The sequence below is a fragment of the Salinimicrobium sp. WS361 genome (assembly GCF_050750585.1).
GTDB lineage: Bacteria > Bacteroidota > Bacteroidia > Flavobacteriales > Flavobacteriaceae > Salinimicrobium.
Genome location: NZ_JBOJLM010000016.1, coordinates 34061 through 48064, shown reverse-complemented (window position 1 = coordinate 48064; position 14004 = coordinate 34061). Strand labels below are relative to the sequence as shown.

The following is a 14004-nucleotide window of genomic DNA, read 5'->3' as shown; positions in this document are numbered from 1 at the left end:
TCTCAATTCTCAATACTAATTACTGCATACTGATTAATCCTATCGGTTTCTCCAGAAGAATGGTGTTAAAAGTATGAGGACGGTAAATAGCTCAAGCCTTCCTATAAGCATAAGAAATGAACACCACCATTTTCCCTGAGGGGGCAAAGAATCAAAATTGTTTACCGGCCCAAGGTCTCCAAAAGCCGGACCGATATTGCCCAGAGCAGAAGCTGCTCCTCCAATTGCAGTTTCAAAGCCCAGCCCCATTGAAGCGAGCCCCAATGCACCAATTATGAAAGAAAGCATGTAAAGGATAAAAAAGCCCAGAATATTAAAGACAATCTTTTTACTTATACTCTTACCGTTATAATGTACCGGGAGTACAGCATTTGGGTGCAGCGTTCTTTTAAATTCAATGAGGCCGTTTCTAATCATAATCACATGTCGCATAACTTTCACCCCACCTGCTGTAGAGCCTGCTGAGCCCCCAAGGAAGAATAATCCGAAGAAAAAGACCGTCAAAAAAGTAGTCCATAAAGTATAATCTGCCGTGACAAAACCTGTAGTGGTAACAATAGCAAGAACCTGAAACAGGGAATGCCTCAAGGCACTTTCAAATTCTCCCAAAATCATAGGATGATCTATAGATGAAAGAGAAGGATCGGCTTTAAAAAAAACGATTAGAGCAGCAATCAACGTAAAACCAATAATAAAATAGGAATACCATTTAAACTCTTCATCGCGAAAGACCTTTCTGAAATTCCCTTTGAACCCAAAGTAACTTATCACGAAATTTGTTCCTGCCAGAAACATGAATAAAGAGATAATGTACTGCACCAGAGGATTGTCATTCCAGAATGCGACACTTGCGTTTTTTGTGGAAAAGCCACCGGTAGAGAGTGTACTTAGGGAGTGATTAACGGCATCAAAAAGGCCCATCCCGGCAACGTATAATAATACGGTTTCAGCAAAAGTTAATCCTACGTAAATAAACCAGAGTCTTTTGGCGGTGTCGGTAATTCGTGGCTTTAGTTTATCGGCACTGGGGCCCGGGGCCTCTGCGGCAAATAGCTGCATACCACCAATTCCCAACAGTGGAAGGATTGCAATGGCCAGGACTATAATTCCCATTCCCCCAATCCAGTGGGTAAGGCTTCGCCAGAAGAGCAACCCTTTGGGAACAGATTCTATATCATTTAAAATTGAAGCCCCTGTGGTGGTGTAGCCAGACATGGTTTCAAAAAAGGCATTTGTAAAGGAAGGTATTCCACCGCTTAACACATACGGCAGGGTACCACTTAGTGCCATAAATATCCATCCGAAGGTTACAATGAGATAGCCATCTCTTTTTTTGACCTCTTTCACATGGCCCTTTGTAAAAACCATTGCCAAACCTCCAATTCCCATAGTAATTAGTGCTGCCTGCAGGATTCCCCAGGTTACTCCATCCTGATAGTAAAAACTAACTCCGGCAGCAGTAAGCATGAACCCCCCGTTGCAGACCATGAGCACCCCCATGATATGACTAATTATAGGCTTATTAAGTCTCGGCATTAGAGGAACAATTTTTCTACTTTGTGAATGGCATGTGGCAAACAACAAATTACAATCCGGTCACCGGGAAGAATTCTGAAATTACCCAAAGCAATCACTCCTATTCCATCTCTAATAACTCCACCAATAATTGCTGATCGCGGAAAGTCAAGATCTATAATTTTTTTATTGGAAACCTTAGAAGTAGGTTTAACTATGAACTCCAGCAGCTCAGCATCCATATTACTAAGGCGTGTCATAGCAACGACCTCTCCTTTTCTTATGTACCTGAATATATTACTTGCGGCCAGTAGTTTTTTATTGATAAGCGTATCTATCCCTATGGAGTGGCTTAACTGAAAATAATCCATATTCTCAACCAGTGCAATGGTTCGCTTTACATTCTTGGATTTAGCAACGAGGCAGGTCATAATATTGGTTTCAGAATTTCCTGTTACCGCAATAAAGGCGTCCATATCCTGAATGCTTTCTTCCTCGAGCAACTCCACATTACGACCATCACCATGAATGATCAGGGCTCTTGGCAGTTCATCGGCAAGATCAAATGCTGTATCCTTATCGCTCTCTATGAGCTTCACATTCATTTTCTTTTTGCACAAATCCATCGAGGCTTTACGGCCTATCTTGCTCCCTCCCAGAATCATAACATTTTTCATGTTCTGGCGTTTCTTTCCTGTAAGCTTATAAAGGTCACTTACTCCCCCACGTGTAGTTACAAAGTAAACCTGATCGCCCTCTTTAAAAGTGGTAGTTCCTCTGGGAATAGTTGTCTCTACAGTATCCTTCCGCCGTAGTGCAATTGGCATAAAATGAATCCCCGGAAAGATCTTGGCAGTTTCTTTAACCGATTTCCCTAAAAAAGCAGCCGATTCAGAAAGTGTTAATCCCACCATAGTGAGGGCTCCATCTTCAAATTCGTAACTATCATTAAACGCCGACTGATTCAGGAGAAGTTCAATTTCACGGGCGGCTAATGCTTCAGGAGAAATGAGTTCATCAATTCCAAACTGGGTAAAACCTATCTCGTCTTTTCCGTCCAAAAATTCGGTATTGGCAATTCTGGCAATGGTGCGTTTTGCACCTAATTGCTTGGCCAGTACACAAACTGTAATATTTGTTGTTTCACTACTGGTAACACCAATTAACAGATCTACGTCTTTTACTTGCGCATCTTTAAGCACCGAAATGGAAGTAGCATCTCCTCTTAGGGTGCGAATATCCAGATGGGCATCGGCATAGATAAGATTCTCACGACTCACATCAATAAGAGTGATATCCTGCGATTCATATGACAATAGCTTGGCTAAATGGAATCCTACCTCACCGGCACCGGCAATGATTATTTTCATAAGGAACAAGTAAGTTCAAGAGGCACAAAGTTAATGTATTTCAATCGAGCAAAACAAAATACCACATAAGTATTTGGTTTACAGGCTCAGCATTTGATAGATAAACATGTATCTTTGGCGAAAATTTTTTGGCATGAGTAAGAAGGTTACCCCATACAAAGATTCCAGTTTAAACAAGAAGAAACAGGTAGAGCAAATGTTTGATACCATTTCTACCAACTATGATGGTTTAAACAGAGTTATCTCTTTTGGAATTGATGTAAAATGGCGTAAAAAAGTTATTAATATAATTTCTGAAACCAATCCTGAATCTGTTCTTGACATCGCAACCGGAACAGGAGACCTTGCCATAAGTCTGGCAAAAACAGGTGCAAAAGAAATTGTGGGTCTTGATCTTTCTGAAGGAATGCTATCTGTAGGAAGAAAAAAGATCGAAGAAGAAAAACTTACAGGGCGAATCAAGATGATTCAGGGAGACTCTGAAGCTTTACCTTTTGACGATAATAGTTTTGATGCTATTTCAGTTGCTTTTGGGGTTCGCAATTTCGAAAATTTAGAAAAGGGCTTATCAGAAATTCTGCGGGTTCTAAAACCGGGCGGAATTTTTGTCATTTTAGAGACTTCTGTTCCTACTAAATTTCCGTTTAAACAAGGTTACCAATTCTACTCTAAGAATCTTCTTCCATTAATTGGCAAGTTGTTTTCAAAAGATAAACTTGCCTATAGTTACCTTAGTGAAAGTGCCGCCGCTTTCCCTTATGGGGAAAACTTAAACAATATTTTGCGTGAAATTGGGTTTATAGAGGTACAACACAAGCCTCAAACAATGGGAGTGGCGACTATTTATTCGGCATCAAAATAAGATCATGAAGAAGTTTTTAATTGCAGCAATTGTATTATTGGCGGCTTTACCAGCACGTGCTCAGCTTTTTGGCGGGGAAGATGTGATCAATAATCCAAATTTTGATATGCAGCGATTTTCCTGGGGATATTTTCTTGGATTCAACACTTACGACTTTGATTTTGACTATAAAAATTATAAAGCCAGTCCGGCTACTGGAAAAGATTTCTCTATAGACAGAACCATAGGTTTTAACGTGGGACTGATTGGCAATATGCGTCTTACCGATCACCTGGATCTACGCCTGGAACCGGGAGTTTCTTTTAATAGAATTAATTTTCAAGCCACAAAAGCAGATAGTCAAACTTTCAGGGAAATCAATTCTACTTTTGTACACATCCCGCTACTACTGAAATTTTCTACTACCCGAATAAATAATTTTAAACCTTTTGTAGTAGGTGGAGTATCTACATCTCTAAACCTCTCCAGTAACGAGAATAATCCCGAAGACAACAGCGATGGGCAGTTTAGAATGACCACTAATAATTTTTATTACGAAATAGGTTTTGGGGTAGATCTTTATCTCTACTACTTCAAATTCACCCCATCAATAAGAGGCGTCTTTGCCATTAATGATGAACTTGTGAGAGACAATGATCCCAACAGCTTTTATACAGGTAATATTGAAAAAATGTCTTCTCGCGCTGTCTTTATAAATTTTACTTTCCAGTAAGTTTACTTCGACTAAATTCGCTTAAAAAGATTGCAGCAGCAGTCGCCACATTAAGGCTTTCTGTCCTGGCTTTTCCAAATTGGGGAATATTCAGTTTTTGAGTAATGAGTTGCTCTACTTCAGGCGAAATGCCGTTACCCTCGTTACCCAAAACCACTACTCCTTCTGGAGAAACTGGCTCACTGTAAACATTCTCACCTTCCAAAAATGTGCCGTAGACAGGTCTCTTTTTGGGAATACCTCCAAGGTAGTTTGTTAGATCGAGGTAGTGGATATTTACTCTTGCTATAGACCCCATAGTAGCCTGCACCACCTTTGGGTTATAACAATCTACCGTACCCATTGAACAAATAAGATCTTCTACGCCAAACCAGTCGCACAACCTAATAATTGTTCCCAAATTACCGGGATCCTGCACATCATCCAGCACCACCTGTAAACCTTCAGGCTTAGGCCGTACCACTTCAGGAATATGAAAAATGGCCAAAGCTGTTTGCGGACTTTGCTGATTGCTTACTTTTTTGAGATCGCCTTCAGCAATGAGATAAGTTTTTTCTTCCGCAGCTTCAAAGATATCTTCAACAGTAAATAAAGAATGAAGTTTTAAAGGGGAAGAAAGCAGTTCAAAAATGCCCTTTTTGCCCTCTATGACAAATAACCCGTGCCTCGTCCTGTACTTTTTTTGAGACAGGCTTTTTATAAGTTTAATTTGGCTTTTGCTAAACATACCAAAGTTGTATTTTTGAGCACATTAAATAGGCTACTTGAAACATTTACGGGCAAAAATATCATTAATTCTTTTAATTGCTTTATTTCTTTCTTCCTGTAACGCTGTAAAAAGGGTTGAAGACGATCAAAGACTTCTAAAAGAGAATACCATTTATGTGGATGGTGAGGAGGTCTCTCAAAGAAATATATACAACCAGCTTTACCAGGAGCCAAACAAGTCTTTCCTGGGGCTACCGCTACAGCTGTACCTCTACAATCTCGCCAATCCAAATCCCGATACTACTTATATCAACTGGCTTCAGAAAAAACCGAAGCGAGCCGAAAGACTGGCAGATATTCTTTCTGAAAAGCAGGTAGTACGACTGGGAAACATTTATGTAAATATTAATGAGTGGTTAAAGGAAACCGGTGAACCTCCTGCAATTGTAAATGAAGAAAAAAGCCAACGATCTGCAGAACGGCTTAAGGCGTGGTACTGGAACAATGGCTGGTTTAATGCAGAGACTGGTTACGAGATCATTCCCACCAAGAAAAAGAGGTCGAAAGTAAATTATTATGTTACACTAAAACAACCCTATTATATAGATTCTGTCACTACAAAAATAGCTTCGGTGGTGGCCGATTCCATTTATGAAGCCCACAAGAAGAACTCCCTTATAGTGCCCGGAATTCAATACAAAACTCAGGATTACGGAGCCGAGAGAGAACGACTGACTCAATTATACCGGAATAATGGGCTGTATCATTTCGAACAGGAATATATAAGTTTTGAGGCCGACACTATAAATACTGAACACAAAGTAAACTCGGCTATCATTATCCAGAACCGGGAAGCAACGGTTGATGGTGCCGAAACAAGAATTCCTTACAAGGTACACAAGATAAGCAAGGTGAACATCTTCCCCGATTATCGTTATGAGAACCGCACCGAACCTATAACAGATACTGCCTCAAATGAAGGCTACAGCCTTTACAGTTTTGACAAGCTACAGTTTAAACCGGGGGCTCTTACCAATGCTATTTTCATTACCCCGGGCACCATATATTCTGATGCCGACAGGACTCTCACTTATAACCGACTCAACCAGCTAAGGATCTTTAAATACCCAAACATCCAGTATATGGAGGATCCTACTGATACCACAGGCACGGCACTCATTGCCAATGTATTTCTCACTCCGCGTCAAAAGTATTCCCTGGGTTTTGATTTTGATCTTTCCCAAAGCAACATTCAAAAATTTGGAATTGGTTTTGGTGGTTCACTTTTAATCCGGAATGTCTTTAAAGGAGCCGAAATTTTGGAGATCTCTGGTCGGGGAAGCATAGGATCTTCAAAAGACGCTGCAAATGATTCTGATCGATTCTTTGACATCACCGAGATTGGTATGGATGTAGATCTTACTTTGCCGCGCATTTTATTTCCTTTTTCAACCGAAAAATTTATTCCGAAGTACATGTATCCATTTACCACCCTGGGTGCAGGTGCCAGTACGCAAACCAATATTGGTCTTGACAAGCAAAGCTTTACTGCTGTTATGAACTATAGATGGCTGCCCAATGATAAGCTTACCCACCTCCTTGACCTGGTAAATGTGCAGTATGTACGCAACCTTAATGTAAACAACTACTTCAACGTATACCGTAACTCATATATTGAAATAAACGAAATAGCGACTTCAGAAAACGTCAATGCTCCCCAAGAATTTTACATCACAAATGAACAGGGAGAGCGTTTTCTCGAGATCCCTGAAGGTGCCGATGGTTTCTTACGCGCAGCACGCCTGGGAGAGGTTCAAGGGCTAACAGGGAGCCAGTCTGAAATCCTTAGCGATCTAAGAGAGCGAAAGAACAGGCTTACCGAAGACAACCTTATTTATGCAACCAATTTCTCTTATATCCTCAACAAAAAAGAGAATATTTATGATGAAGATTTTTCCCGGCTACGTATAAAATTAGAAGCGGCAGGACATTTCCTCTCGGCTGTCTCCAGGCTCACAGGGATCAAAAAAGACGAAACCGGCAGGTACAGCATTTTTGGAGTGAATTTCTCCCAATATGTTAAGACTGAAATTGACTACATAAAACACTGGGATCTGGGCCGTGACAACGTAATTGCCATCAGGACGTTTGGAGGTATCGCCATTCCCTATGGAAATTCGAATAGCATTCCGTTCATAAGATCGTTTTTTGCAGGAGGACCTAACGACAACCGCGCCTGGCAACCTTATTCCCTTGGCCCCGGAAGTAGTGGTGGCCGAAATGAATTCAATGAAGCCAACATGAAGATTGCTTTAAGTGCAGAATATAGATTTAATCTTTTTGGTGACCTTAACGCAGCCGTTTTTGCAGATGCGGGAAATATCTGGAATGTTTTTGATGTTGTAGAAGAAGAGGCTTCAACATTTACGGGCCTTCCCGACCTTAAAGAACTTGCCCTGGGAACAGGTCTTGGCTTACGCTATGACTTCAATTTTTTTGTCTTGAGGTTTGATGTAGGTTTTAAAACTTACAACCCTGCCCTTGAACCAGAAAACAGGTGGTTTAGCGGGTACAAACTTTCAAAAGCAGTATTTAATGTAGGGATCAATTATCCTTTTTAACCCGACTATTTTTCTTATTTTTGTTAACCAAATAATAATAATTATGAGTTATAATATCAAACCCGGCGTTGCTACTGGCCAGGAGGTACAGGAAATTTTTAAATACGCAAAAGAGAAAAATTTCGCACTTCCCGCTGTCAATGTCATAGGCTCAAGTACTATTAACGCGGTACTTGAAACAGCAGCCGAATTAAATTCCCCCGTCATCATACAGTTCTCCAATGGAGGAGCACAATTTAATGCCGGTAAGGGCCTTTCTAATAAAGATGAGAAAGCCGCTATCGCAGGAGCTGTTGCCGGCGCAAAGCACGTTCATGAACTGGCAGAGGCTTACGGAGCAACAGTTATCCTTCACACAGATCACTGTGCGAAAAAACTTACAGGATGGGTAGATGGAATGCTCGATGCGAGTGAAAAGCACTTCGAGCAGTTCGGAAAACCTTTATTCAGCTCTCACATGCTCGATCTTTCTGAAGAATCTCTTGAAGAGAACATCGAAACTTCTAAGAAGTATCTTGAGAGAATGAGCAAAATGGGAATGACACTCGAAATTGAACTTGGAGTTACCGGTGGTGAAGAAGACGGAGTTGACAATACCAACATAGATTCTTCGAAGCTTTACACTCAGCCAGATGAAGTTGCTTACGCTTATGAAGAATTGAGCAAAGTGAGCAATCAATTTACCATTGCTGCAGCTTTTGGTAACGTTCACGGGGTTTATAAGCCCGGGAATGTAAAATTGACTCCGGTGATCCTTAAAAACTCACAGGATTTTATTTCTGAAAAATACGGTGTTGAAAAAAACACCATAGATTTCGTTTTCCACGGCGGAAGCGGTTCTACAGTTGAAGAAATAAGAGAAGCTATTGGCTACGGAGTTATCAAAATGAACATTGATACAGATCTTCAATATGCTTACTTAGAAGGAATTCGCGATTATATGGGCAAAAATGTTGATTATCTTAAAGCCCAGATAGGTAATCCTGAAGGTGCAGATTCTCCAAATAAAAAATACTACGATCCAAGAAAATGGATTAGAGAAGGAGAAGTAACTTTCAAGAACCGTCTAAAAAAGGCTTTTGAAGACCTTAATAATATTAATACCCTGTAATAAAACTAATTAAAGGTATGGCCTGAATATTTTCAGGCCATACCTTTTTTAATCTCATTCACCATGGCTTGGTTTAGAAGAACACAAAAGGGAATACAAACTGCCACCGAAGATAAAAAGGATGTGCCGAAAGGTTTGTGGTATAAATCCCCTACCGGAAAGATTGTAGATGCAGAGCAGCTGGAGAAAAATTTTTATGTGAGCCCCGAAGATGGTTATCACGTGAGAATTGGAAGTAATGAATACTTCAAGATCCTTTTTGACGATAATAAGTTCACCGAACTTGACAAGAATCTATCGTCACGTGACCCGCTGGAATTCGAGGATACTAAAAAATATACCGATCGCCTGGAGGATGCCCAAAAAAAGACCGGTTTAAAAGATGCCGTTCGCACAGCAGTAGGAAAATCAAAAGGTAAAGACCTGGTAATAGCCTGTATGGATTTTGCTTTTATAGGCGGTTCCATGGGTTCTGTAGTTGGAGAGAAAATTTCGCGAGCTGCAGATTATGCTTTAGAACACAAGCTCCCACTTATGGTCATCTCAAAATCTGGAGGAGCCAGGATGATGGAGGCAGCTTATTCTTTAATGCAGCTGGCAAAAACCTCAGCCAAACTTGCCCAACTGGCCGATGCCAGAATCCCTTATATTTCCCTCTGTACAGATCCTACAACAGGTGGTACCACGGCATCTTTCGCAATGTTGGGAGATATAAATATTGCCGAACCCGGTGCCCTTATAGGTTTTGCCGGCCCTCGTGTAGTAAAAGATACTACCGGTAAAGATCTGCCAGATGATTTTCAAACTTCAGAGTTTCTTATGGAACATGGATTTTTAGATTTCATCACTAAAAGATCTGAACTTAAGAATAAGGTCAACCAATATATCGATCTTATTCAAAATCAACCCATACGGGCTTAAAAATGACATTTTAGGCTGGCAATCAGAAAAGTAATATTTTACCCTGTTAATATTTTATAATATATTATATTTGCGGCCTGGCAGAAAACCTGTCAATACATAAAAATCATTAAAATTAATATTGGAATGTATTTAACTAAAGCAGCAAAAGAAGAACTTTTTGCAAAACACGGCAAAGGAAAGAACGACACAGGTTCTGCCGAAGGACAAATTGCCCTGTTCACTCATCGTATTGAACATTTAAGTCAACACTTAAAGAACAATCGTCAGGATTTTAATACAGAGCGATCACTGGTAAAACTAGTAGGTAAGAGAAGAAGCCTACTTGATTATTTAATGAAGAAAGATATCTTGAGGTATCGTGCGATCGTTAAAGAATTAGGATTAAGAAAATAACTAAAAGGGGCTCTCGCGGCCCCTTTTTTTATACCATTTCTTCTTTACACACAGCTTTTTTAAAAATTTATTATTGGTTTTTCTTTTCCTTTGAAAAATCTCCGTAATTTTTAAGCTGAAAAAATTCAGTAATAAAAGCTCATTTTTGACACCTCTGGTTTTTTCCTGGAAGGTGAGAAAACAAAAGGCAGTTTTTCATTGGTCTTCACAACCCACAACAACAACACAACCTGTCCCGTTCAGAATTAACGGGAGACCATTGTTTAACAACCTGCAAATGAGCAGGAGTAGAATTAAAAAATTTATGATTCCAAAGACATTTAAAGAGGTTATCGACCTTGGAGATGGCAGGACTATTTCCATCGAAACCGGAAAATTGGCAAAACAGGCCCACGGCTCTGTTGTTGTTCAAATGGGAGACGCTATGCTACTTTGTACCGTAGTTTCTAACTACAACAAAAGCACAGCAGATTTCTTTCCGCTAACAGTAGATTACAGAGAAAAATTTGCAGCCGCAGGTAGATACCCCGGCGGATTCTTCAAAAGAGAAGCACGACCAAGCGACGGAGAAGTTCTTGTAATGAGAATAGTTGACCGCGTTTTGCGTCCCCTTTTCCCTTCAGATTATCGATATGAGACCCAGGTGATGATTCAGCTGATGTCTCATGATGAAGAAGTAATGCCCGATGCACTTGCAGGATTGGCAGCTTCAGCAGCAATTCAGCTTTCAGATATTCCATTTGAAACTGCAATTTCTGAAGCCCGTGTGGGAAGAATCAACGGCGAGTTCGTGATCAACCCAAGCCGTAGCCAACTGGCAGAATCTGACATTGATATGATCATTGGTGCCTCTGCCGATTCTGTAATGATGGTAGAAGGTGAAATGAAAGAGATTAGCGAAGAAGAAATGGCCGAGGCTATTAAATTCGCTCATGAAGCTATCAAAGGTCAAATTGAAGCTCAGCACCGTCTTGCCGATGCTTTTGGAAGAAAAGAGACCAGAGAATATGCTGTTGCAGAATCTGATGAAGATCTGTACAACAAAGTTCGCGAAGCTGCTTATCAAAAGATCTATGATATCGCTAAAGGTGCTCATAGTAAACATGACCGTAGCGATGCATTTTCTGCAGTAAAAGACGAAGTTCTTGCAATGTTCTCTGAAGAAGAACTTGAAGAGAAAAAAGATCTTATAAAAAGCTACTTCAACAAAGTAGAAAAAGAAGCAGTTAGAGAATTGACTCTTGCTGAAGGTTTACGTCTTGACGGAAGAAAGACAGATGAAATTCGCCCAATATGGTGTGAGATCGATTATCTTCCTTCTGTACACGGTTCTGCCCTGTTCACCAGAGGTGAGACTCAGGCGCTTGCTACAGTGACCCTTGGAACTTCCAGAGAAGCAAATATGATAGATATGCCAACCCACCAGGGTGAGGAAACTTTCTATCTGCACTACAACTTCCCTCCTTTTAGTACAGGTGAGGCCTACCCAATTCGTGGTACATCACGAAGAGAAATTGGTCACGGTAACCTTGCACAGAGAGCACTTAAAGGAATGATCCCCCAAGACTGCCCATATACTGTAAGAGTTGTTTCTGAAGTATTGGAATCTAACGGATCGTCTTCTATGGCAACCGTTTGTGCCGGAACAATGGCAATGATGGATGCAGGTATTCAATTGAAGAAACCAGTATCTGGTATTGCTATGGGACTTATTTCTGATGGAGATCGTTTCGCAGTACTTTCTGATATTCTTGGAGATGAAGATCACTTAGGAGACATGGACTTTAAAGTTACCGGAACAGCCGACGGAATTACCGCCTGCCAGATGGACATTAAAGTAAAAGGTCTTGCTTATGAGATCCTTGTAAAGGCTCTTAAACAAGCCAGAGCAGGAAGACTTCATATTCTTGATAAACTTACTGAAACTATTGCTGAACCAAAAGCAACCGTAAAAGCTCACGCTCCAAAAATGGAGAAAGTGGAAATACCGGGAGAATTCATTGGTGCTGTAATTGGGCCTGGAGGAAAAGTTATTCAGGAAATGCAGAAGGAAACCGGAACTACCATTGTAATCGAAGAAGTCGATGAAATGGGAGTGATCGAGATCCTTGGTGTGAACCAGGAAATGATCGACGAAGTCAAAAAACGTATCAAAGCAATCACTTTTAAACCCGAAGTTGGTAAAGTATACGAAGTGAAAGTGGTTAAGATGCTTGATTTTGGTGCTGTAGTTGAATACAAGGAAGCCAAAGGAAATGAAGTACTTCTTCACGTTTCTGAACTTGCCTGGGAACGAACAGAAAATGTGAGCGACGTGGTCAACATGGGCGACGAGTTTGAAGTAAAATATCTGGGAATGGATCCTAAAACAAGGAAACCTAAAGTTTCCAGAAAGGCTATCCTACCTAAACCAGAAGGATATTCTCCAAGACCTCCACGAGACAACAATCGTGATAGTGGTAGACGCGACAACCGTGATAATCGCGGCCGTGATGACCGTTCAAGAGGAAACAGAGATCGTAACGACAGGAATTAATTCCTGCCAAACCGAATAATTTTAGAGGCCGCCTAAAAAGCCCCGTTTGTGTCAACCTGAATTCCAGAAGACCTTACAGCAGCTTTTTAGTCGGCCTTTTCTCTATTTTATGAATAACAGGAAAGTATTAAAATATCATTCTTATGCCGGACTCGTTGCCGGATTTGTTTTAGTTTTAATGAGATTATCTGGGGCCATTCTGGTTTTTCAGCATGACATAGACGATTACCGCTGGCAGGAATATATTGAAGTAGATAACTTTTCGGGTTTACATATTGACCGTGGCATTTTCGACAATTCAGAAAAATTATCCCGGCTGGGACACCCGACTCATTCATTTTGAAGAACAGGAAGCACTCATCTTCAATTTGAGGAATTCTAACGAAAGACTTTTTGTCTTTGTACACCCATCCAGTGGAGAAATTATTAAAGAGCTCAACGAACTCACCACCTTTACCCGTTGGTTGCTAAAGTTTCACTATTCTCTGCAGGCAGGTCCTGTAGGCCGCACAATTGTGTTTGTTGTTGGCATTCTGTTCCTATTTTCACTCATCAGCGGAATTTATCTCTACCGGAAAAGCATCTTTAAAACACTATTTTTCAAAACCCCGGTACTCACAAAGAACAAACGCACTTTTTATTCTTCCCTGCACCGCATTGTAGGCACCTGGGCTTTACTACTGAATTTTATTTTGGTGATCACCGGCATTTTACTTTCGTGGAGCGTTGTTGTGGCCGGTTTTAAAACTTCAGCCGCACCAAATTCTCCTGCTGTTACAGTACAGGTGGGAAGTTTACTAAAAGAAATGCAGCAGGAACTTCCCGATTTCCAACCCACTTACATCAGGCTTCCGCTTCGCCCTGATGCCAGCCTCGTCATTTATGGTTTTTTTGATGATGACCCTTTCTTTTATTCTGAATTCTTCAACTATGTTAGTGTCGACTATCTTTCTGGAGAAATTAAAGGAGTCACAAAAATCCAGGAAGCCAACCTGGGAACAAAAATTTTAAGTACCGTACTCCCGTTGCACTTTGGGCAATATGGCGGCATTTGGATTAAGCTTCTGTACTGCCTTATCGGCCTTAGCGGCCCCTTTTTATCTATTACAGGCTTCCTGATCTGGCGACAGGGAAAACAGGTCAAAAGACGTCGAAGGAAAAAAAATTTTTATTATCTTTAAATCTTGTAACATTTCCAACCCATCTTACGTATAACTAATACAAGAGTTATTCATAATTAAAATCCAAGGAG

Annotated in this window: 12 protein-coding genes; 9 read left to right on the top strand and 3 right to left on the bottom strand. The window is 40.6% G+C overall.

Annotation, left to right across the window (positions count from 1 at the left end; genetic code table 11):
• Positions 1-39: 39 nt before the first annotated feature.
• Entirely contained in the window at positions 40-1536 is a 1497-nt protein-coding gene (locus ACQ93I_RS14305; RefSeq protein WP_431699089.1) for a TrkH family potassium uptake protein, read from the bottom strand.
• Positions 1536-2885 carry a Trk system potassium transporter TrkA gene (trkA, locus tag ACQ93I_RS14300; RefSeq protein WP_431699088.1) on the bottom strand — a complete coding sequence of 450 codons (1350 nt, stop codon included), beginning with the start codon at positions 2883-2885 and terminating at the stop codon, positions 1536-1538. Before trkA ends, ACQ93I_RS14305 begins: the two co-directional genes overlap by 1 nt.
• 133 nt (positions 2886-3018) lie before the next feature.
• Here trkA and ubiE point away from each other — a divergent pair, with 133 nt between their 5' ends.
• Entirely contained in the window at positions 3019-3747 is a 729-nt protein-coding gene (ubiE, locus tag ACQ93I_RS14295; RefSeq protein WP_431699087.1) for a bifunctional demethylmenaquinone methyltransferase/2-methoxy-6-polyprenyl-1,4-benzoquinol methylase UbiE, read from the top strand.
• Positions 3748-3751: 4 nt separating this feature from the next.
• Positions 3752-4459: a porin family protein gene (locus ACQ93I_RS14290; RefSeq protein ID WP_431699086.1), complete on the top strand. Its 708-nt coding sequence runs from the start codon at positions 3752-3754 to the stop codon at positions 4457-4459.
• On the opposite strand, the gene ACQ93I_RS14285 is transcribed toward ACQ93I_RS14290, so the two are convergent.
• Positions 4446-5186, bottom strand: coding sequence for an RNA methyltransferase (locus tag ACQ93I_RS14285; RefSeq protein ID WP_431699085.1), 741 nt, complete (start codon positions 5184-5186; stop codon positions 4446-4448). The genes ACQ93I_RS14290 and ACQ93I_RS14285 overlap by 14 nt on opposite strands.
• Positions 5187-5223: 37 nt before the next feature.
• On the opposite strand from ACQ93I_RS14285, the gene ACQ93I_RS14280 reads away from it, so the two are divergent.
• The 7 genes from ACQ93I_RS14280 (at position 5224) to ACQ93I_RS14250 (ending at position 13933) form a co-directional block, all read left to right on the top strand.
• Positions 5224-7788, top strand: coding sequence for a BamA/TamA family outer membrane protein (locus tag ACQ93I_RS14280; RefSeq protein ID WP_431699084.1), 2565 nt, complete (start codon positions 5224-5226; stop codon positions 7786-7788).
• A gap of 43 nt (positions 7789-7831) precedes the next feature.
• Complete coding sequence (gene fbaA / locus ACQ93I_RS14275) at positions 7832-8899, top strand: class II fructose-bisphosphate aldolase (protein ID WP_431699083.1); 1068 nt, start codon at positions 7832-7834, stop codon at positions 8897-8899.
• A 63-nt stretch (positions 8900-8962) separates the two neighbouring features.
• The gene (accD, locus tag ACQ93I_RS14270) at positions 8963-9820 is read left to right on the top strand and encodes an acetyl-CoA carboxylase, carboxyltransferase subunit beta (RefSeq protein WP_431699082.1); all 858 of its coding nucleotides are present in this window, start codon (positions 8963-8965) and stop codon (positions 9818-9820) included.
• Between the two features lie 126 nt (positions 9821-9946).
• A complete protein-coding gene (gene rpsO, locus ACQ93I_RS14265) occupies positions 9947-10216 on the top strand; it encodes a 30S ribosomal protein S15 (RefSeq protein WP_431699081.1) in 270 nt (89 codons plus the stop codon).
• A 304-nt stretch (positions 10217-10520) separates the two neighbouring features.
• Positions 10521-12752, top strand: coding sequence for a polyribonucleotide nucleotidyltransferase (locus ACQ93I_RS14260; RefSeq protein ID WP_431699080.1), 2232 nt, complete (start codon positions 10521-10523; stop codon positions 12750-12752).
• A 46-nt stretch (positions 12753-12798) separates the two neighbouring features.
• Positions 12799-13095 (top strand): PepSY domain-containing protein, encoded by a 297-nt coding sequence (locus tag ACQ93I_RS14255; RefSeq protein ID WP_431699079.1) that lies wholly within the window; start codon positions 12799-12801, stop codon positions 13093-13095.
• Positions 13034-13933, top strand: coding sequence for a PepSY-associated TM helix domain-containing protein (locus ACQ93I_RS14250; RefSeq protein WP_431699078.1), 900 nt, complete (start codon positions 13034-13036; stop codon positions 13931-13933). Before ACQ93I_RS14255 ends, ACQ93I_RS14250 begins: the two co-directional genes overlap by 62 nt.
• Positions 13934-14004 lie beyond the last annotated feature (71 nt).

Coding starts and splice junctions, on each gene's coding strand:
- trkA (WP_431699088.1), bottom strand. CDS start 2,885: ATGAAAATAATCATTGCCGGTGCCGGTGAGGTAGGATTCCATTTAGCC.
- ACQ93I_RS14290 (WP_431699086.1), top strand. CDS start 3,752: ATGAAGAAGTTTTTAATTGCAGCAATTGTATTATTGGCGGCTTTACCA.
- ACQ93I_RS14260 (WP_431699080.1), top strand. CDS start 10,521: ATGATTCCAAAGACATTTAAAGAGGTTATCGACCTTGGAGATGGCAGG.
- rpsO (WP_431699081.1), top strand. CDS start 9,947: ATGTATTTAACTAAAGCAGCAAAAGAAGAACTTTTTGCAAAACACGGC.
- ACQ93I_RS14285 (WP_431699085.1), bottom strand. CDS start 5,186: ATGTTTAGCAAAAGCCAAATTAAACTTATAAAAAGCCTGTCTCAAAAA.
- ubiE (WP_431699087.1), top strand. CDS start 3,019: ATGAGTAAGAAGGTTACCCCATACAAAGATTCCAGTTTAAACAAGAAG.
- fbaA (WP_431699083.1), top strand. CDS start 7,832: ATGAGTTATAATATCAAACCCGGCGTTGCTACTGGCCAGGAGGTACAG.
- ACQ93I_RS14305 (WP_431699089.1), bottom strand. CDS start 1,536: ATGCCGAGACTTAATAAGCCTATAATTAGTCATATCATGGGGGTGCTC.
- accD (WP_431699082.1), top strand. CDS start 8,963: ATGGCTTGGTTTAGAAGAACACAAAAGGGAATACAAACTGCCACCGAA.